The organism is Flavobacterium faecale (assembly GCF_048320115.1).
Taxonomy (GTDB): domain Bacteria; phylum Bacteroidota; class Bacteroidia; order Flavobacteriales; family Flavobacteriaceae; genus Flavobacterium; species Flavobacterium faecale_A.
The window spans coordinates 2,506,069-2,529,277 of sequence record NZ_CP182943.1; the positions used below are offsets into that span (position 1 = coordinate 2,506,069).

Annotated in this window: 11 protein-coding genes; all 11 read left to right on the top strand. The window is 35.6% G+C overall.

Translation table 11 applies throughout. From position 1 onward, the window contains the following. Positions 1 to 2: 2 nt before the first annotated feature. The 11 genes from ACNH59_RS10445 to ACNH59_RS10495 all read left to right on the top strand — a co-directional run bounded on the left by ACNH59_RS10445 (position 3) and on the right by ACNH59_RS10495 (position 23,053). Positions 3 to 773, top strand: coding sequence for a hypothetical protein (locus ACNH59_RS10445; RefSeq protein WP_418262489.1), 771 nt, complete (start codon positions 3 to 5; stop codon positions 771 to 773). A 50-nt stretch (positions 774 to 823) separates the two neighbouring features. Then, on the top strand, positions 824 to 3,091 hold the full coding sequence (locus ACNH59_RS10450; protein ID WP_418262490.1) for a glycoside hydrolase family 3 N-terminal domain-containing protein: 2,268 nt from the start codon (positions 824 to 826) through the stop codon (positions 3,089 to 3,091). 6 nt (positions 3,092 to 3,097) lie between these two features. Beyond that, the gene (locus tag ACNH59_RS10455) at positions 3,098 to 4,234 is read left to right on the top strand and encodes a glycoside hydrolase family 88/105 protein (RefSeq protein ID WP_418262491.1); all 1,137 of its coding nucleotides are present in this window, start codon (positions 3,098 to 3,100) and stop codon (positions 4,232 to 4,234) included. Between the two features lie 263 nt (positions 4,235 to 4,497). Further along, positions 4,498 to 5,952, top strand: a complete 1,455-nt coding sequence (locus tag ACNH59_RS10460; protein ID WP_418262492.1) for a sulfatase — start codon at positions 4,498 to 4,500, stop codon at positions 5,950 to 5,952. 3 nt (positions 5,953 to 5,955) lie between these two features. After that, positions 5,956 to 8,706 (top strand): family 78 glycoside hydrolase catalytic domain, encoded by a 2,751-nt coding sequence (locus ACNH59_RS10465; protein ID WP_418262493.1) that lies wholly within the window; start codon positions 5,956 to 5,958, stop codon positions 8,704 to 8,706. A gap of 295 nt (positions 8,707 to 9,001) precedes the next feature. Beyond that, the gene (locus tag ACNH59_RS10470) at positions 9,002 to 12,412 is read left to right on the top strand and encodes a T9SS type A sorting domain-containing protein (protein ID WP_418262494.1); all 3,411 of its coding nucleotides are present in this window, start codon (positions 9,002 to 9,004) and stop codon (positions 12,410 to 12,412) included. Positions 12,413 to 12,666: 254 nt separating this feature from the next. Next, positions 12,667 to 15,138: a BNR-4 repeat-containing protein gene (locus tag ACNH59_RS10475; protein WP_418262495.1), complete on the top strand. Its 2,472-nt coding sequence runs from the start codon at positions 12,667 to 12,669 to the stop codon at positions 15,136 to 15,138. 127 nt (positions 15,139 to 15,265) lie between these two features. Beyond that, positions 15,266 to 16,156, top strand: a complete 891-nt coding sequence (locus ACNH59_RS10480; protein WP_418262496.1) for a hypothetical protein — start codon at positions 15,266 to 15,268, stop codon at positions 16,154 to 16,156. After that, a complete protein-coding gene (locus tag ACNH59_RS10485; protein WP_418262497.1) occupies positions 16,111 to 16,821 on the top strand; it encodes a T9SS type A sorting domain-containing protein in 711 nt (236 codons plus the stop codon). The genes ACNH59_RS10480 and ACNH59_RS10485 overlap by 46 nt, the downstream gene beginning before the upstream one ends. A 335-nt stretch (positions 16,822 to 17,156) precedes the next feature. Beyond that, entirely contained in the window at positions 17,157 to 19,622 is a 2,466-nt protein-coding gene (locus ACNH59_RS10490) for a BNR-4 repeat-containing protein (RefSeq protein WP_418262498.1), read from the top strand. 236 nt (positions 19,623 to 19,858) lie between these two features. Next, on the top strand, positions 19,859 to 23,053 hold the full coding sequence (locus ACNH59_RS10495; RefSeq protein WP_418262499.1) for a BNR-4 repeat-containing protein: 3,195 nt from the start codon (positions 19,859 to 19,861) through the stop codon (positions 23,051 to 23,053). Positions 23,054 to 23,209 lie beyond the last annotated feature (156 nt).

The following is a 23,209-nucleotide window of genomic DNA, read 5'->3' on the forward strand; positions in this document are numbered from 1 at the left end:
TTATGAAATTACAAATAGTATTTAATTGCATCATTACTTCATTGTTTATGTGTACTACATCTGTTGTTCTAGCGGGATGTAGTGCTTCTGATTCTGATCCTATAATTATTAAAGAAGAAGTTAAGGAAGAGGTTAAAGAGGAAGCCCCTGCAGCTTGTACCACAGGCAAATTATATAATGAAAAAGACGGAATTGTTCGTGTAGATCTTGAAAATCCAAGTGCTACGCCAAATGGTTGGACAACAGAAAATACCTTGTCAGGATTTGAAGGGACTGGATATTTGGTTTGGACAGGAAATGATAATTTTAGTACTCCAGGTATTGGAACCATTAAATTTTCTGTAAAAATCACCAATCCAGGAACCTATCAATTTGTATGGAGTTCCAGAATTACACAAGGAACTAGCAATACTGAACACAATGACTCTTGGTTGCGAATTGCTACAGCCGCTGATTTTTATGGTGAAAAAGCCAGTACGGGAGAACGTGTTTATCCAAAAGGAACTGGAAAAACACCTAATCCAGAGGGTTCGAGTTCTAATGGTTGGTTAAAAGCTTATATGAACAGAGTTGGAGAATGGTTTTGGAGAACTTCTACCAATGATAAAGATCCATTTAATGTATTTGCTAAATTTGATACAGCTGGAGTCTATGATATCGAAATATCAGGACGCTCGAAAGGTCATGCCATTGACCAATTTGTTTTGTACAAAACTGATAAAACATTATCTGCAGCACAAACTGCAGTATTGAGTGAAATTACTTGTAAATAGATACTGAAACGGATTTAAATTTAAATCCTTAAATATAAATAGCAACTATAATGAAAAAAATAATAATCGTATCCCTTGTCACCCTAAGTTTTAGTTTACAGACAAACGCACAAACTAAAAAGGGGGGCAATAAATATAAAGATGCTTCTCTTTCTATTGATCAAAGGGTGGAGGCGCTCTTGCCTTTGCTATCCCTTGAAGAAAAAGTAGCTCAAATGCGAATCTTTCATGCCAATATAGGTGTGGATGCAGATAAAAACGGCGCATTAAAACTCTCTAATAAAGTAGTAGAAAAATTAAAATTAGGTATCGCAGGAATCAAAAATCCTGGTGAGCACATGACAGCGCTAGAAGCTGCTAAATTCAATAATGCACTTCAAAAGTACATTATAGAACACAACCGTTGGGGAATTCCAGCTTTGTTTGTAACGGAATCCTACAATGGTGTGGACGCAGAAGGCTGTACTAAATTTGGAAGACCTATTGCCTCGGCAGCGACCTTTAATCCAGCTTTGGTAAACAAGGTTTGGGATGTTGTGGGTAAAGAAGCTCGTTTGAGAGGAATGCACATGTGCCATTCTCCAGAAGCAGATTTAATCCGCGATCCGCGCTTTGGGCGTATGAGTGAAGCCTTTGGTGAAGATACTTATTTAGTTACTCAAATGGTTACCAATGCTATCAAAGGAGTACAAGGTAATTATGATGGTTTAGGTAAAGGAACGCATATTGGAGCGGTGGCTAAACACTTTGCTGGTTACGGCCAAGTTTTAGGTGGTACTAATTTTGCCGCTATCGAAATTTCACCTCGAACACTTATTGACGAAATTTATCCACCATTTGAAGCTGCTGTTAAAGAAGCTAAAACTTTAGGTATTATGGCTTCTCATGGAGATTTAAATGGAGTAGCTTCACATGGAAATCCAGAGTTGTTAACAGGTGTTTTGAGAGATCAATGGGGGTTTAATGGGTATGTAGTTTCAGATTCAAATGATATCGCCCGTTTATTTTATTTTATGAAAGTGGCTGAATCTCCTGAAGCAGCTGCTTTGATGGGGTTAGAAGCTGGAATTGATATCGATTTATATGCTGAGGATTCCTATGCTTATTTGCCAGCTATGGTAAAGAAAAATCCATCAATCGAGAAATTAATCGATCAAGCGGTAAGACGTGTTTTGAGAACCAAATTCATCTTAGGATTGTTTGATAATCCTTATGTGAACATTAAAGAAGTAGAAAAAGGTGTGCGTGCGCAATCTTCCTTAACTCTTGCCAAACAATTTGATTTGGAGTCTGTTATTATGTTGAAAAATAACAACGCTTTACCTTTAGATAAAAACAAATCATTGAAAGTGGCGCTACTTGGACCACTTCTAAAAGAGAATACCAAAGCAATGTTCGAAGCCGTTTCTGGTTCGAAAGTGAAGTTTGTTGCTCAAAAAGGATTTGACTTAACAGATGGAACTAAGGATGTACCCAAATTATTAAAAACAGATCCTAAAGTTTTAGATGCCATGGTAGCAACGGCCAAAGAGGCTGATGTAGCGATTATTTTTGTTGGTGGTGACGAGCATACTTCCAAGGAAGCTTTCTTTAACGGAGCTTTAGGGGATAGAGCGACAATTGATCCTCTAGGTTCACAGGATGAATTGGTAGAAAGAGTAAAAGCAACAGGAAAACCTGTTATTGTAGTTTTAAAACACCGCCGAACTTTGTCTATCAATACAATTGCTGAAAAAGCAGATGCTATATTGGATACATGGGATTTAAGTGAATTTGGTGACGAGTCAACTGCCAAAATAATCTTTGGCGAGGTTTCTCCATCAGGGAAATTACCGGTTACTGTTCCAAGATCTATTGGTCAATTGCCTTTTCATTATAGTATGAAAGAGATCAATAATAAGAAAGGCTATTTGTTTATGGAAAACGGTCCTCTTTTTCCTTTCGGATATGGATTGAGTTATGCTAGTTTTAAATATGCTGATATCCAAGTTTCCAATTCTGAAATCACACCAAACACTGAAATTCAAGTGAGTGTCAATGTTACTAATACTGGAAAAATAAAGGCTAAGGAAGTGGTTCAAATGTACATCAAAGACGAAATAGGTTCAGTTACCAGACCTGATAAAGAACTAAAAGGATTTGAAAAAATCGAGTTGAATCCTGGGGAAACTAGAAAAGTAACCTTCACAATAACACCAAAAATGTTAGAATTTACAGGACTTAAAATGGTTAAAATTTTAGAAGAAGGGGATTATAGTGTTAAAATTGGAACTTCGTCTAACGATTATATTGAAACAAAATTTAAATTAAAAAAGTAAGATAAAATGAAGCATAAATCAATAATTAGTACGGCTGCGGCAGTCGCTATTTTTACTATTTCGATTTTCGAAACTGCAGTTGCTCAAAAGAGCTTGAAAAAAGAAACTATTGAGAAATCAATGATCAAAGCACTAGAGTGGCAAGAAGCGCATCCCATTTTTGCAATTGCCCCAACCGATTGGACAGAAGGTGCTTATTATACAGGTGTTGCAAGAGCGCACAAGGCAACCAAAGATCAAATATACATGGCTGCTTTGAAAAATCAGGCTTATAACAATAATTGGCAAACTTATACGCGTTTGCACCACGCGGATGATATTGCTATTTCATACAGTTATTTATATATTGATATGAATGACGGTAGACCTAATTTTGTTGATTTAAATCCTACAAAAAAATTCATAGATGCTCATTTGTTTGAAGATGATAGATTTAAACAAGGGAAAGACAAGAGTGAAATGGGGCAAACCATCTTATGGTGGTGGTGTGATGCTTTGTTTATGGCTCCTCCAGTATTAAATTTATATGCCAAACATACCAAACAACCTAAGTATTTGGATGAAATGCATAAGTTCTACATGCAAACGTACAAGCAACTCTATGATAAAGAAGAACGTTTGTTTGCCAGAGATATGCGCTTTGTTTGGAAAGGAACCGACAAGGATTCTAAAGAACCAAATGGTAAAAAAGTATTTTGGTCTAGAGGGAATGGTTGGGTAATTTCAGGATTAGCATTGATTTTGGATGATATGCCAAAGGATTATGAGCACCGTCCTTTTTATGAAAACCTTTTTAAAGAATTGTCTGCTAGAATATTGGAACTGCAACCTAAAGACGGGCTTTGGAGAACTAGTTTATTGTCTCCAGAAAGCTATAATCATGGCGAAGTTAGTGGTAGTGGTTTCCACACCTTTGCTTTGGCTTGGGGTGTAAATAATGGTCTGTTGGATAAAGCTAAATATACACCTGCTATCAAAAAAGCGTGGGCAGCATTGGCAGCCTGTCAGCATGAAGATGGTAGAGTGGGGTGGGTACAAAATATTGGAGCTTTCCCAGAACCAGCAACTTATGATAGCTGGCAAAATTTTGGTACAGGTGCTTTTTTATTGGCCGGTAGTGAAGTCTTGAAATTGCAAAAATAATAATCTTACAAGATTATTGAAAACTGCCAAATCTGTGTGCCTAATTGCATGTAGATTTGGCAGTTTTTGTGTTAATAATTGATTGGATATAGATATAAGGGGCAGCTTTTAGGCTAACAGGACAAAGCGGTACAGAGAATTCTTTTTATTTATAGAAATTGTAATCGATTTGTGATTTATGTTAATTATGAGAACTACACATTAACAAGATGACGTTTCAAATGAAATTTATTTAACTCAGAAAATCAAAATTTTATACTAACATGAACAATCTATTTTTTAAAACAGCCGTAGCGATAGTTGTAATTGCTGTTTTTTCTTCTTGTAATACCAAGAAAAATGAAACCCTTATAAGTACAGGAAAAAATAAACCTAATATATTAATCATAGTTACAGATCAATTGAGAGCTCAGGCTTTAGGTTATAGCGGCGATCCTAATATAAAAACACCCAATATTGATAAACTAGCAGCCATGAGTGCTAATTTTACCAATGCGGTTTCGGGGATGCCAGTGTGTACTCCTTTTAGAGGTTCACTCATCACAGGACAACGACCTATTACTAATGGAATGTTTATGAATGATATTCAGCTCGATACAACAGCTTTAACTATGGGGAAAATTTATTCTAAACAAGGCTATGATACTGGATATATAGGCAAATGGCACATGGATGGTAATGGAAGAGAAAAATTCATTCCACCAGGTAACAGACGTCAAGGATTTCAGTTTTGGATGGCTAATGAATGTTCGCACAATTATAACAAGTCTGTTTATTTTGATAATAACGATCCTACACCAAGAATATGGAAAGGCTACGACACTTTTGCCCAAACGGATGCTGCTATTGATTTTATGAAATCAAAAAAAGAAACGAAAAATCCTTTCTTGTTGGTTTTATCTTGGGGAACACCTCACAATCCGTACAATACGGCTCCTAAAAAATACCAACAAATGTTTAGTCCAGAGAACATCAAACTCAGACCCAACGTTCCTGAAAAAATGCACGATGATGTCAAAAAAAACATAGTAGGCTATTATGCGCACGTAGCAGCCATTGATGATATGATTGGTAAATTGATTCAGAATCTTAAAGAAACCAATCAATTGGATAATACCATTATTGTATTTACCTCAGATCATGGAGATTTATTAGGCTCACATTCGGCTTATAGAAAACAACAACCTTATAACGAATCAATAAAAGTCCCGATGTTGGTTTATGTCCCTAAGGCTTTAGGAGTAAAAGCAGGAGTACGCGATGCGATGATTAATTCAGAAGATATTCTACCTACTTTATTAGGTTTGTGTGATATGTCAATCCCAAAGAGTGTTGAAGGTATCAACTATAGAAGATATTTAGAAGGTAAAGACGATACGGTTGGTAAGGAAACCATAATTACCTGTGTACAACCTTTTGGAGAATGGAACGGTGTAACTGGAAAAGGTAGGGAATACAGAGGTTTAGTAACAAGCAAATACACTTTCGTAAAAGATTTAAAAGGTCCTTGGTTGTTATTTGATAATGAAAAAGATCCATACCAAATGAATAATTTAGTTAACAATCCAGAGTATTCTAAAATACAAGTTGATTTGGATAATCGTTTGGTCAAACGTTTAAAAGATAATGGGGATGATTTTTTAGACGGTATGCATTATGTGAAAAAATGGAAGTATCCAGTGAATGAATCAGGGACAGTGCCTTACAATCATAAATAATATATGTTAAAGAAGTTTTTCACCTCATTTTTTGTGTTATTATTTGTGTTTGGAACTGCTCAAATAATTCCTTATGATTTGAAATTAGAATACCGAACCAACCCAGAAGGTGTGGATGTATTAAAACCAAGATTCTTTTGGAAAGTAGCATCAGATCAAAATGGACAATTTCAGACGGCCTATCATTTGATAGTGGCTACTTCCAAAGAAAAACTGGATCAAAATATCGGAGACGCTTTTGACTCTAAAAAAGTTAAAAGTGACCAAACAACGCAAGTGGTTTATAAAGGAAAAAGTTTGCAACCGTCCGCGGACTATTTTTGGAAAATAAAGGTTTGGGACAAAGATGGCAAGGAGTCTAAATGGAGTGAGATAGCTCATTTTTCTACAGGTTTGTTTGCTGCTAAGGATTGGAAAGGGGCACAATGGATAGCTTGGAAAGACCAAGCAGAATGGGAAACCGAGTGGTGGCGTAAAAAAGATGTCGAGTCTCAAGCCTTGCAATTTCAGTTGCCAAGTTACTTTGGTTCTAGTATGACCATGTTTGAGCGGTATCATTTTTTTCATGATAAACCTTACGATGCTGCGCCATTATTGCGTAAAGATTTTAAAGTAAACAAAAAAGTAAAAACAGCCAAAGCCTACATTAGTGGAATTGGTTACTACGAATTATACATCAACGGAAAAAGAATTGGCGACCAAGTCTTAGATCCAGGATGGACAGATTATAGAAAAACAATATTGTATGCTACTCATGATATTACGAAAGAAGTACAAAACGGAGATAATCTAGCGGGAGTAATGCTAGGACGTGGTTTTTATGGACAATTGGCTTATGATCATTGGGGTTTTTATAAAAAAGGTGGTTATGTAGGGCAACCTAAACTCATGTGTCGAATTAAAATCACTTATGAGGATGGAGCTGAAGATAATGTTATTAGTGATTTGAGTTGGAAAATTACTGCTGGGCCAATTATTTATGACGATCCACACATGGGGGAAATTTATGATGCGACCAAAGAAATTCCAAACTGGAACCTTTCTAATTTTGACGCTTCAAAATGGGCTAATGTAGTTTCGTCTCCTCATCCGGGAGGTGCCTTGATATCACAAATGTGTCAACCCATTCGTGTGACTAAAACATTTCAACCTATTGCAATTAAGTCCAAAGGTGCTTATGGGCAATGGATTGATACGGGGACCAACAGTTCGGGTTGGGTACGTCTTCGACTTAAAAATTTACAAAAAGGACAGCAAGTTCTGATTTTTTATGGAGAGCATGAAGACCCAACATCAGGTGGACAGCCTGGTCGTTGGCAACAAATGGGATACATTGGTAAAGGAGAAAAAGAAGAATTTGCCGAATGTCATTTCTCTTATAAAGGCTATCGTTATGTACAAGTTAAAGGGTATGGCAAGCCTCTTACTAAAGAGGATGTAGAAGTTAAGTTTGTGCATTCTGATGTGCCTCGTGTAGGTTACTTTGAATCTTCGGATAAAATAGTTAATGCTGTTGATGCTATTTGTAGAAAATCATTGATATTCAATTTACACAGTATTCCAACAGATTGTCCTAATAGAGAAAAAAATGGTTGGCTAGGAGATGCGGTGACGGGTATGGAATATGGTATGGCTAATTACGATTTGGCTGCTTTGATGACAAAGTTTGTCCGAGATATTTTTGATACGCAAGATACTGCTGGAGGATTGGCTGCTATTGCACCCGCTAATAATTATCGAAACGGAAAATCAACGATGTGGTCTTCAGCTGCAGTTCATTTGCCTTGGTATATGTACACCTATTATGGAGATACCAGATTGTTTGAGCAATACTGGGACAAGATGATGTTATGGGTTGATTATTCATGGAAAAATAACAATGATCCTGAAAAGGATGGTATGTTTAGCGAAACGTATAATGATTGGGTTACTCCTTATGATAATACTTACGAAGGACCGGGGAAACCTGGTGGAAATGAAGTTGTGGCTTCAATGAATTTCTATTTGGTTTTAAAACGCTTGGCTATTATAGCGGATAAACTAGGAAGGAAAGAAGATAAAATACGATTAGAGCAACAGCTAAAACGCATACATAATGGAATTCAGAAATGGGCATTTGATGAAAAGAAAGTGGAATATGCAGGATTAAAATCTTTTAGCGAATTTCTTCCAGTTGTGAATATTATGGCATTAAACTACGGCATTGTTCCTGAAAAATACCGTGCGCAATTGGAGAAAAAAGTAGTGGATAATATTATAAAGGATAAAGATTATCATTTGTGGGGAGGAGTTTTTACGGTACATTCCGCTTTTGAATATTTACCAAAACACGGTTATGGAGATTTAATGCATAAAGTAGTGGTTAATGAAAAGTGGCCATCCTTTGGTTGGATGATAAAAGAAGGGGCAACCACTTTACCAGAAGGATATAAATTCGAAGCTTCGGATATTCATCACTTTATGGGGGCTGTAGATAATTTCTTTTACCGTCATATAGTGGGGATTAATTTTGATGAAAGAATCCCAGGGTTTAAAAGGATTGTTTTAAAACCAAATTTTATCGAAGGAATGAATTTTGCAAAAGCCAATTACAATTCCATACATGGAGAAATAAAAGCAGAGTGGAAGAAAAAGACCGATGGTTCTTATGACTACTATGGTGTCATTCCAGCAAATTGTGAAGCACAAGTAGTACTTCCTAATAAATCGGTTGCTATAAAATCGGGGGCTTTTATGTTTACAGTAAAAAAATAAAGATTTTAATAAGGTTTGTGCTTTCAAAGTAGCAAGTCAAAACTAATAGGTTTTGACTTGCTACTTTTTTTATAAGATTTTACTTTTTGTTGTTAAGTTTTTAGTTATAAGACTGTTAAGATTTTCGTTTGCCATACAAAGCAGCACAGTAAAGTGTTTTTTACATTCTAATTTTGTTGAGTTTTAGTAGCTTATATAAGTACGGTTTTTATGCTGAAAATATTCAGAGTATTAAAATAATTGCATACTTGTTTCATGCTATTGTGCTGATTAACAACTAACCAATTAGATTGATATGATTAAAAAATTACTTTGTATCGTTTTACTTATCGGTGTTTCAATTTCGTCCAAAGCTCAGTTTTTTACACAGAATTTTAGTACTTCAACAAATGTGTCAGATTATATAAGTGCCTCGCCAAATAGCGGGCAGTTTAGTGATATCGTCGCTAATAGTGCTAATTTAACTGCAAGTATTCAAAATGGAGCCTTGCGGTTTAACAGAAATGCTTCTGCTAGTATCTACGCTTACCGAAATTTTAATTTTACTTCAAATCCTACATTTGTACAGCTCAAAATGGATTTTGAAGCTTCGTCTAATTCGGTAGGTACACAAACTCCTATTTTTAGTGTGTATGTAGGTTCTGGTTTTTCATCGGCATCAACAGGAACCAGCTCCGCTTATGCAAGTCGATTTGGAATTTTAGCCCAAAGTACCCCAGGAAATTATAAGGTGGGTACGATAGATAATATTGGAGGTGCTCCTCAATCAGCAGAGTTTTCGGGTAAACAAACCATTACTTTTATTGTAAACAATTCAGGGAGTGACAAAATCTATACAGCTCCAGACGGTACTAATGAATCCATTGCTAATGGAAAAATGGATCTTTGGATAGGTAACACTAGAGGTATTAATGAATTTTCTTTAAAAAACACTACAGGTTCTCTCGCAGATATTTCTGGTTTCAAAATTCAAGCGACATCGGCTTCAGGAACGGGTGTTTATGATTTCGATAACATAGAAATGAGAGATTTGTTAAACGATGCTCCACCACCTCCAACCATAGAATTACCAGATACTCCAACGGAATTTTTGTCTTTAAACCATCCGTTTATTTGGGCTTCTTATTCCGAAAGACAAAAAATAGTTGATAACATTAAGCAATATTCATGGGCGAGTTCATTGTACAGCCAATTAAAATCTCGTGTTGATGCTAAAAAAAATGCACATGCTTTAAATCCTGCTGCAACTTTGAATGCCATCCCACCCATTCCTGGTTTATACACTGATCGCACAGCTCATACAGATATTGTTGGTTCAATGAATGAAGCATCAATATTATATTATTTGACTAATGACGCTAGTTATGCACAATATGCAGCTGATATATTGAATCACTATATGAAATATTTGGTGATTCAACCAGTTCAAAAATATCAGGAGGGAGGACCAGGACTTGTGTTTGATGATGGTTGGTTGGAATCTAGAGCTTTGTTTCCAAGAATTGCGTTAACGTATGATTTTTTATATAACTATGTTAACAATTCCGCTAATAAAGTTTTTGATTTGTCATCGGGAAATAGTGTGCAGTTTAATGATGCTATAGCACAAACCACAGTTGCTAATTTATCGGATATTGTTTTTCAAAGTATTAGGGCACCTCACAGTAATCATTCAGTTCTAGCAGGCAATGGTAATTTGTTTAACATTTTGATGATTAGTGATGATGTAAAAAGAGAGCAATATTTTAATAGATTTTACAACAATACCAACGAATCATTTGACGCTTATACTTGGTCATTGAATAATTTTACTGAAAATGGAGTATGGCCAGAAACCTTTAGTTATGCCAAAGGTTCTCATGAACTTATCATTCAGTCTATGAATGTTATCGATCGTTATAAGCCTAGTTTAAATTTGATACAAAATAATTTAAATATTTTGGATGGATTTATTGGCTATGCCAATTGGTATTATCCATCTGGTGAATTAATGCGTTTTGGAGATAGCGATGATGAGGGAAATATGATTAAAGGGTACCAATGGATCTTAAAAATTGCTGATAGAAGAAATTACCCATCATATCAGCAATTAGCTAAAGAAAATCTAAAGTATAATTATGATAAGGCTGGAGGTTTTAATCCTCAGATCGAAACGGATAGATTAGAGTATAATAGTCCATTACAATTGCTTTGGGGAGAAAATATTGAAAGTACTCAGACGGCTGTTGCTCCCACGGTAGAGGCTTCTTATAATTTGGTTCATGCAGGTCTAATTGCACAAAGAAATTATAATACAGCCGACATAAAAAATGATGGTTTGATGTACTATTCAGGTGGAGCGGCCTATGTACATACCCATTCAACAGGAATTGACATGGAATTGTATGGAAAAGGGCAGGTAACAGGAGCCGAAAGCGGAAGTGCAACTTATGGAACTGATGAACATGAGAATTATAGAGTGCGTCATGCTGCTCATAATACCGTTATTGCTAATGGTTCAGGAAAACGCGGTGGCTCTAATTGGTTGACTAAGGTAGCTAATGTTAGTTTGTTGGCTGCTGAGCCGAAGTCTTATGGAACTCCTATTGCCAGTAATTTTTCATTCTCAACACAATATCTTGATGATTCCTTTAATGATTGTTTGCAACAACGTACCAATAGTATCATACGTACAAGTGCTACAACAGGCTATTATTTTGATATTCAGCGGTCAAAGGGTAAAACGATTAATAATTTTCATGATTATATTTATCATAATGTAGGGGATGCTGTAGCATTGAAATTTTCGGATAATACCAATGTTTCTTTAAGTACATCAACTAAATATGCGACTGATATAACGGGTAATGTGACTGGTTTGCCTTTTTTTGAAAATGTAAATTCATCGACTGCAACCACTCAAGGGGTCAATGCGACTTTTGCTTTGAATACCACTAATAAATACATGAATGTTAGTATTCCATCAGGGATTAGTCGTGAATATGCTACAGCTTTAGCTCCATATACAAAAGGAGCCTTGAATGGTTATGATAAAAAGAAAACACCAGTAATGACCATGCGGAAATATGGCGAAGCGTGGGATGCTCCTTTTGTCGCTATTTATGAACCTTCTAATACTAGTTTGAGTACCATTAAATCAACAACTACTATATACAATAACAATAAAGTAGTGGGTGTAAAAGTAATTTCTGAAATAAATGGTCAGCAAATTTCAGATGTAATTTTGTCAAATGATGCTGACAATGTTGCTCTCAATTTAACCGATTTAAAGATATCGTTCACGGGGAGATTTGCTATCGTTCGTACAGAGGTTAAGAATGGAACAACTGACGTTTCTTTATATATGGGTAAAGGGCAGCAATTGACTTTTATCGATAAAACAATTACTGGTGATGTAGATGGAAAAGCCTATTTAGAATACAACTTGAACTATCCGTTATCGACTTCTAAATTCTCAAAATATCTAGACAATATTACAGCGTTTCCAAATCCTACCAAAGGAACATTTGAAATTAACAATTTGCCTTTATCACTAAGCGTTATCAAACTAGGTATTTACAATAGCATTTCGCAATTAATTGAATCCAAAACTTATAATGTAAGCAATGGTACTGTAAGACTTGATATTAGTGGTTTAGCTAAAGGAATATACTTTGTAAAAGGAGATTCAAATATTCCTTTAGTTGTAAAAGTGATTAAAAAATAATTTAAAAATAGCAGTTTGCTTATTGGATTAGCGCTGTTGATTCTTTAAATGATTATAAAGCAGGACAAACGATTTACGATTTGTAGGTTCTGCTTCCTTTTTAGCAAAAAGTGCAATTGGTCTGTATAGTTTGGTTTTATTGAAAATTTTTAAATAAAGTCTATTTCAAACAGGACAAAGCAGTACAGAGATTGTTGTTTATTTATAGAAATTGCATTCTATTACTAACCTAATAACCTATATTTAAGTTAATTATGAATAAAATTACTCTTAAAAGATCTTTTAGTTTTATGATCTTCTTTTTTGCATTTTTACTTCAAGCGCAAGTTACTCTCGAAAAAGAGGTAAAGATTACTGATTTGGTCATGTATTTTAATGGAGTTAAAGTAGATCTAAACTATACTGCTAATTCAACCACAGGATACGATTATGTTTATGGTCGTTCACTTACGCCTCATGGCGATTGTATTAAAGTGTATGATAAATACGTATTCCTGACATGGTATCGAGGAGGTAAAAATGACCGACATGTGATGCTTACCCGTTACAATACCGAAACAGAAACAATGAAAACTATTGAATTTCCCCATCAGCATACGGGCTATGATGGGAAATGGTGGATTGGGGAAACACACAACACGATTTCAGTAGGGATTAGTCCAAAAAACGGAACTATCCATATGTTGTATGACATGCATAGAAATGCAAATGTACCTTTATTTGTAACAAATGATGATGTTTTAAGATATTCCTACACAGTTCCCGGTGCAGCAACAGTTCCAGATGCTGAATTTACGATTGAAAAATTTGTGCAATCACCCAACAACAATTACAAGCATGCATCCTTTCCGGGTATTAACGACGCAAACACTACAGGTTTACTAACCTACCCTGATTTTTTTACTAATGATCAAGGAGATTTGTTTATGAAAAACAGATTTGGTTATGCTGAAAATGGTAGGTTTTTATTCGCTAAGTATGATGGTACTAGTTGGGTAGGTTATACTGATTTTAATAGAAGTAATGCTTCAAGTTATGACAGTGCATACAACTGGGGACTTTATGGAGATATTAAATTCTTGAATGGGAAAATACGTGTTGGCTTTCAACAAAGAGCTAATCTAAATAATGATAAGTATGAATATCAAAATGGTTTTTACTATGCTTATTCAGATGATCCAAGTGGGCTGACACAATGGAAAGACCATGCAGGGGTAGGTTTTTCAAGACCGCTTTCAAATTCTAACCTTATTAAAATTTCTGAACCAGGTGATTTGGTGGCAACCACAGAAAAAGATAAAGTATATATGGTAAGTGGTTTTGACTGGACTGTTACAGACAATAACGATGTTCATTTTATAGGCAGAGTAAAAGATAACAGTACCACAAGCAGCACTGCTGGACAAACCAAACAAGTACATACTTACAAACCTGCTGGGGCAACGAGTTTTATTACAACAACTGACTTTTCGGGTGCTGAAACCTTGTATGCTTCTGGTAATTTTGTGTATATTATTGGTTTGACTTCTTCAGGCAGACCCTATGTTGAGAGAGCTCCGGGAGGAACAAATTCGTTCACAAGGATTTACGAAGCAAATTCAGGTAAAACTTTTGAAAAAGGACAAGTTTACATTTCTAATGGAAAATTATACTATTACCTATTAGAAAAAAGTGCACAAATAACAGGTGATGCAAGACCTACCTATTTACAAATCATAGATTTAGGAATTAACAATGGTCCTAAACCTTTTGCCGTTGATTTGGTAACACCTACAAACAATCAATCCTTTGAACAAGGGAAAACGGTAGCCTTATATGCGAATGCTACTACTGATGTGGGAGCTTTAACCAGAGTTGATTTCAAAATAAATGATCAAGTGGTGGCATCCGACACTAGTTTGCCTTATTCTTATAATTGGATTCCTCAAACCCCAGGTAACTATACCATTCAAGCAGTAGCCTATAATGATAGTAATGCAAATGTGAGTTCTTCAGTGGTAAATGTTACAGTTACCGTGGTGGATAAAACCAATTTAACAGGAGATGTTTATCGATTAAAAAATGTAGCGACTGGTCAATTCTTGCAAGCGCAAACAGCCTCATCTTCGGCTGTGCTTATGAATAATGCTAGTACAGGTCAGGACAAAGAATGGATTTTTACAAAAACTACAGTCAATAACACTACTTTATATAATATTGATAGCGAGGTTACAGGTATTTTGCGTGCTACAGGTAGTGGTTTTACTCCTGCTTATGCCGTAGTGAATACAACCAAAGCGTCTCCAGCCACTGATTCCGATAAGATTTGGACGGTACATTATATCGAAGCGGATAATACTTATAGATTTGAAGCAGGAACTGGCGGTCGATTTTTGTATCATGACGTGAATGGAAGTGTGAATAATAGTACGGTTCCAGATACTGATGCAAGGAGTAAATGGCAGGTAATTTCAACCACATTAGGGGTGGAAGATTTTGCTAAAAGCAATTCGGTTATAAAACTGTATCCAAATCCAGCAAAAAATGAATTTACCCTCGAATTTAAAGAGCTAGGTAAGGTTACTGTAAACATTTATGATGTGTTAGGGAGATTAGTGTATTCTAAAGTAACTAATGAAAGTAATCTCGTAGTGCCGAATAATGGAGTCTTTAAATCAGGTATCTATCTTGTAAAAGTGGCTACTAATGATAACAAGACCTATTTTACAAAACTTGTAATAGACTAGTTTTTTAATAAAGCAGAGAAATTTCTTTTTCTGCTTTATTTTATTTATCAGGCTGAGCATGTCGATATAGTATTTGATTTTCGAGCGGAGTCTCAATTAAAAGTAATTCTTAAAATAATCCTTTTTTATGAAAAAAAATACATTAAAGTCCTTTTTGTTTGCAAGTTTTTTACTCCTGTCATTTAGTTTGACAGCGCAAACAACAGCACCCGATGAAGATACCGGTCCTTATTCGACCTGTAACCCAGAAGGTGAAAATGCAGTCAGAGAAACAGATATTCCAAACCCTGTAAATGTAGGAACTATTGATGATCGAAGTTGTTATGCAAATTACAAAGAAAGCAGTGTTTATGGTAAAACTTGGGGGGTGTACAACATCACAGCAGGTTCGAATAAATTTGACACAACTTTACAACCTAGAATTGAGCGCTCATTAAGCAGGTCTCAACAGACAGGTGTGGGTAGTTATGCAAGATTTACGGGAATCGTAAGGATTCTTGAAGTGGGTGATACAACAGGGACCAGCAATGATGGGACTTACATAGCACAAGCCAAAGGGAAACATACAGGTGGTGGTGGCTCTGCAGATCCAGCTATTTGTTTGTATCTAGCAATGCCGATATATGGTACGGGGGCCGATGCTGGTAAGCAAGTGTCGTTCGATATTTATGCCGAGCGTATCTTGGTTCGTGGTGGAGAAGGAAGTAGCGGTAGGGAAATTGTTTTCCTAAAGAACATACCAAAAAATGTGGAAACTACTTTTCAACTTGAGGTAGGTTTTAGACAAGACCCGAATGATGCTACTAAGAAAATTCATTATTGTGATGTGATAATTGGAGGAGATGTTTTTAAATGGAACATACCCTCACCTGAAAGAGGTACAGAATCGGGGATTCGATATGGTGCGTATCGTGTAAAAGGGGGAAGAGCTAAATTAGATGGGCAAATACGACCTACCAAAAAGCAGAAGTTGTGGATACTAATCCTCCACCATCAACAGGAGACGTTTACAGATTGAAAAACGTAGCGACTGGGAAATTTTTAACTGATTCCGGACTAAGTGCTACTCCGGTGACGATGAGTGATTCAGGTGTAGAGGATAACAAACAATGGACATTTGTTGATAGTGGAAACTTTTATAATATAGATAGTAAAACCTATGGGGTATTGCGTGCTACAGGAGCTGGATTTGCTGCAGGAGCTTATGCTGTTGTAAGTACAGGAACCGGTCCACCATCAAGTGATGGTGATAAAGTTTGGACGATACATTATGACGAATCTGATGATACGTATAGGTTTGAATCGGGTACTAGCGGTAGATTTTTGTATCATGAAGCCAGTGGAAACGTAACACATATCATCGTGCCAGAGTCAGATACTAGGAGTAAATGGAAAGCTATTCCAATATCAACCCCTCTTAGTGTGGAAGATTTTGCCAAAAGCAATTCATTTATAAAACTCTATCCAAATCCAGCTAAGAATGAATTTACTCTCGAATTTAAAGAGCTAGGTAAAGTAGCGGTAAACATTTATGATATCTTAGGCAAGTTAGTTTATTCTACAACTACCAACCAAACTAACCTATTGGTACAGAATAATGGTGCTTTTAAATCAGGTATCTATCTTGTAAAAGTGAGTGCCAATGATAACAAAACCTATTTTACAAAACTTGTCATAGAATAAACTTTAAATCCCAATTTCAATAAAGCAGAAAGAAACTGTTTTTTGCTTTATTGAAATTTTTTAACGCTAGATTATTTTTTCTTTTTTATATCATTTGAAAAACAGTATTTAAAGACCAAATAGTCCTTTTTTTGAACATTATGTTAAACTAATTTTATTTCTTTTATAAATATAGCACAGCGATATATAAACGATTATAATATTTCATATAATATATAAATTGTAAGTTATTCATCTTACTGATGCATAGATGTTGTTTTGAATAGCCTTCAAAATGGAATTACACTAAAAAATATAACCAATTAACCTTAACTATTAATCAATCACTATTTCTTATGAAAAAAAATACTTTTAAAAACTGCGTTGGTTTTGCAGTCTTCTTTTTTACATTTTTATTGCAGGCACAAGTAACCCTAGAGTCCGAAGTTAAAATTACGGATAAGGCTATGTATTTTAATGGTGTAAGAATACCAATTACTACTACAACTAACTCTACGACAGGTTATGATTATGTGTATGGAAATGCATTATCACCACATGGAGATTGTATAAAAACATATAAGCAATATGTTTTTATGACATGGTATCGTGGGGGAAAAAATGACCGTCATGTGATGTTAACCCGTTACAATACTGTAACAGGAACAATGAAAACTATTGAGTTCCCGCACCAGCACACTGGTTACAATGGGCAGTGGTGGATCGGGGAAACGCATAATACCATTGCTGTAGCTATTAGTCCGTTAAACGGTACAATCCATATGGTTTATGATATGCATGCTTATGGCAACGGTGGCGCTTTTGTCAATGACTATTTTCGTTATTCTTATTCAGTAAATAATACAGCAGAACTTCCAGATGCTGATTTTACTTTGGATAAATTTGTTAAAGATCCATTAGATGGAGATTATAAACATTGTACTATGGATGGAGTTCGCGATCCAGGACATTATTCAAAGTTTTCCTACCCTGAATTTTTCTTAAATGACCAAAATGAACTTTTTTTAACCATGCGTAACGGAACTTCTCATGATGGAGCGCAGGCTTTTATTAAATATGATGCTTCAGCAAAAAAATGGGGACGTTTCAAATATTTTAATGCCTTAAAAGCCCAAAGTAAAGGAGAGACACATGATTGGAGTATTTATGGCAATATAAAATATGTTGATGGGAAGATAAGAATAGGTTTTCAACGAAGGTTAAATGATGGTACTGATAAATACGAAGCTCAAAACGGGGTTTATTATGCCTATTCAGATGATCCTACTGGTGAAACTCAATGGAAAAACCATAAAGGTGAGCCAATAACTTTTCCATTAGTAAAGGCGCAAGAAGTGTTGATTTACGAACCTGGTGATTATGTTCAAGCTACCAGTAGAAACAGTCTTTTTATTTCAAGTGGATTCGATTGGACGGTAACTGACAAAGGAGATGTTCATATTATTAGTAGGGTAAAAGATAAAGTAAATAATATTACCAAAAACATACACAGTTACAAGCCACAAGGTGCAAGCGATTTTATTATTTCAACTGATTTTACGGGTGCCGAAGCTTTATATACATCAGGAGACTATGTATATATTATTGGTTTGAATTCAACGGGAAGGCCCTTTGTTGAAAGAGCCTTAGGAGGTACTAATCAGTTTACAAGAGTTTATGATGCAACAACAGGTAGGCGATTTAGAAAAGGTAGTGTATATATTGCTGATGGGAAGTTGTATTATTATCTTTTAGAGAATAATGCTGCAAATACCACAGATACTCAAACGACTTATTTACAGGTTATAGATTTAAAAATTCAAGAAGGGCCTAAAACATTTGGAGTTAATTTAACCTCACCTACGGATAATCAATCTTTTCAGGAAGGTGAAAACGTGCAGCTATACGCAACTGCTACTACTGATACAGGGTTACTAACAAAAGTTGAATTTTTTATTAATGGTCAAGTTTATAATCAGGATACAACAGCGCCTTATTTATTTGATTGGATTCCTTCAGCTATTGGGAATTACACCATAAAAGCTATTGCTTACAATGATAGTGGTAATAGCATAGCTTCTTCAGAGGTTTCTATAACTGTCACGGCAGTGGATAAAAGCGATTTGACAACAAATAAATATAGATTAAAGAATGTTGGGACAGGAACCTATTTAACTTCACCCGGAACTAATTTAACAATGAGTTCTTCAGGTGTAGGAGATGATAAAATATGGTCTTTTGTTAAAACAACTTTTAATGGAGTAGAGTATTATAATATTGATAGCGAGGTTTCCGGTAGAGGGATTCTAAGGGCTACAGGTGGGGGGTATGTTATACCTTATGAAGTAATAAATACCAATGTATCTGCTCCAAGAGCTGATTCCGATAAAATTTGGACTGTATATCATGATGATGAAGATGATACCTATAGGTTTGAAGCTGCTAGTGGAGGACGTTTTTTATATATTTCGGAAATAGATGGTAAAATTTATAACATGCCAGTTGATGCTTCAGATGACAGGAGTAAATGGGTGTTAGAACTTTCAACAACTCCACTTGGTTTAAATAAAAACAAATTTGATTCTTCATTTTTGAAAGTATTTCCTAACCCTACAAAAGATAAGTTTGTTATTCTTTTTGATGGTTTGAATACAGCACATGTAAAAATAAGTGATATGTTAGGCAGAATACTCTATTCAACATTCACTTCGAAAGGAAGTATTGAGTTGACTAAATCAGATGTTTTTTTACCTGGTATTTATCTAATTCAAGTAATTGGAGATAATGGTGAACAGGCTACTAAGAAACTAATTGTCAATTAGTATATTGATAACTTTAAAGTAAACGATAACTAAAAATCTCAGTCTGAGCCTGTCGAAGTCCCTATTTAAAATACATTTCGACAAGCTAAATCTGATAAAATAGTAAACAATTAACTATTAAAAATAACTCAGTCAACGGGTTAACTTTTTAATATAAAGATTCTGTAAACAACTATTTATATATAGTGGATTATAGAAAAGCACACATGGATTTTGATTAACTAACCACTTATTTTATGAAAATTAATATTCAACTCAAAAATGTAAAAAGCACTGCTTTTTTTATATTTTTTTTCTTTTTTGCTGTTTCTTTTACTAATGCCATTTTAGCCCAAGTCAAATTTTTAGATAGTACCGTAGTAACTAGAGATGCCTTTTATTTCTGGAAGGCTGATGATCCTCAACCTTATCATTATGCAGCCAGTATCAATCCTCATGGGAATTGTGTTAAGGTGTCCAATGGCTATGTGTTTTATACTTGGTACCGTGGCGGATGGACCGATAGGACCTTGATGGTTTCCCGTAAAAAAATAGGTGAAGGCAATTGGGTGCATGTGGCTTTGCCAGCTAAATTAAGTTTGGTAGGAGGGAAAGGGGATACGCATCTCACTACTAATATTGGTATTTGTCCTATTGACGGCACTGTTCATTTGATGTTTGACCACCATAACGAAGATTTGAATTATATCCGCTCAAAGAAAAACATAGCCTTTGGTCCTGACAGTGAATTTACAGCTGCCAATTTTTTACCCCAACAAGATTATCTAATCCCTGGAAAGGTGGTTAGTGGGGTGACCTATCCCGATTTATTCAACAACGACCAAGGGGAGATGTATTTTGAAAGAAGATTGGGGGCGGCTGTAGGAGGTAATATAATAATGACTTATTACAATGGGGATACTTGGTCGCCTGAAACGACCATTATTCAAGGAACGGGAACTCAAGTTTCTCAAGGGGAAAGAAATTTTGCTTATGGTGAGGCGACATTAATAAACGGAAAATTCTATTATACCTACTCTGTTCGATGGGCGGAATCGCCTACAACATTAAATGAAGGGGTTTATTTGATGGAGCTTGGCGCTAGAATGGATAATAAAGCAACGAATATAGCAGGAAAAAGTTACGATTTACCAATTATCGACCACAAGCCCTTTTTGATTGCAGACCCCAGAAGTGTACCCGCAGATGCTGGGTGGTCAGGCGGTCCACGAGTAGCTATTTCGCCTAAAAACGATATTTATTTGTATCAAGCTCCAAAAAACACTACACATTATAATTATTTAAAAAAAGCAGGAGAAACTGAATTTACTGAAGAACGCGGCAAAGGAACTTTAGGGAATTTTTACGGCAACCGCATGTATAAATTTATAGAAAGTGGTGAAGATTTAGTAATTAGTAGTTGTTTGGCAGGTACCTACACTTGGCGTGAGGATTTCAGGATGACGGTAGGTTCACGCTTTAGAAAAAGCATTAAAATAATGAATAACGGAACGATTGTGGCCGTTTATAGTGGTAGAGAAAACAGTGAGAAAGTATCCATTTATTGCTATGTATTCCAAATTGAGAAATCAGAATATACACCGCAAATCATTACTTTTGATGCGATTGGTCAAAAAACAGAGGGCGATGCTGATTTCGCTTTGACTGCAACCGCAAGTTCTAATTTGCCTGTAAAATTTAGTTCGTCAGATACTAATATTGCTCGAATAGTGGAGGGGAACAAAGTGAAAATTATGGGCGTGGGAAGCTGTGAGATTACAGCACAACAAGTGGGGGACGGCACCTTTGATGCTGCACCCGAAGTCAATCAAACCTTAGTGGTCAATGCCAATACCAATAAAACAAATCAAACTATTGAATTTACGTTGTCTAAGTCGGTACATACTTGGGGCGACGCAGATCAAGTCTTGTCTGCTACCGCTACTTCAGGCTTGCCAGTGGTGTTTGAAAGTTCCAATCCAGATGTGGCTGTTATTGTTGATGGAAAATTACAAGCCAAACGAGCAGGAACAACAACGATATCTGCAATTCAAGTTGGTGATGCTATCTATAACGCAGCCCCAATTGTTAGTAGAGAATTTGAAATCCCTATTCGGTCACAACAAATTGTATTCAATGCTATTCCCGAAGTAACATCTGGTGATTCAGTCTTTGAATTAGAGGCAATAAGTAATAATCCAAATGCCAAATTGCGTTATGTACTACCTAACAATCAAGTAGCCATCGTGTGGGATAAGTATGTAACAGATGTTTTAGGGCCAGGAACCGCTACAATTACCGTTTCAGAGGAAGGGGATGATTATTTTACACCTGCTCAGGCTACCAGAACCATAACCGTTAAACCCAAAACGCATGTACTTCCCGCTGAAATTCAGGCTGAATATTTTACTACTAAAAGTGGAGTGAATGTCACAAGATGGAGTAATTCTATTTTTTATCTAAATGATTGGGGGGTAAATGATTTTGCAGAATATACTATTGATGTACCTTTAACGGGTACCTACCAAATTGAAGTATTTGCTGCCTCTCCAACTACTTCAAAGAGAATTGATGTAAAAAGTGGGAATACCACATTAGCAACCATGAATCTAACAGTAACTCCAAGTCTTACCGTTTTTAAAAGTACAAAAGCCACTATTACACTTCAAAAAGGAATTCAGAAAATCAGAATAGTTGGTGTCATAGGTGGGTTTAATTTTGATAAAATGAAGATTACCAGCGATCAAGTTGGCGGTGGAGGTGGGCCACAAGAAAATATTTATAAGTTGAAAAATGTAGCTACCGGAAAGTATTTAACATCCAGTGGTACTAATGTTGTAGGCAGTGATTCAGGTGTAGGAACTGATAAAGAATGGTTGTTTGTCGCAACAGAATTAGATTCTAAGTCCTATTACAACATAGATAGTAAAGTCAATGGAATTTTGCGAGCAACTGGATCAGGATATACGGTACCTTATAATGTAGTAGTTACAACTAAAGCACCTCCGTCACCTGATGTAGATAAAATTTGGACGGTTCATTATGATGAATATGACGATACGTATCGATTTGAGGCTAAGGATAATGGTCGCTTTTTATACCATCAAACAGACGGGTTGTTTTATAATCTTCCTGCAGATGAAAATGATGAAAGAAGTAAATGGCAAGTAGAGACTAATGGAGATCCATTGTTAAAGGTTAAGAATTTCGATTCAAAAGTTTCACGGGTTAAGGTATATCCAAATCCTTCAAATGGCAATTTTACCATAGCAATTGACAGTTCGGGTAAAGCTACAGTCAGTATTTTTGATATTCTTGGAAAAGTAAGGTATAGTGCGTCTACTACTGAAGGCAAACTAGAAGTGGCGGGTAATTTTGAACCAGGTGTTTATCTTATTAAAGTTACTGGAGACAGTCAAAAAAACGATTATGCCAAGCTTATTATAGACTAGGAGATTATGAAGTAATAAAAAAGCAGAGAAATTCAATTTTTCTGCTTTTTTAGATTTCAAAAACTAAGTTTTAGACGAAGTTGGTATTTTTCTACTTCCAATTCCGGTTTTTTGTTTAAAAAGTCAATGGAAATAATAGGTTTCAAATCCCAAATC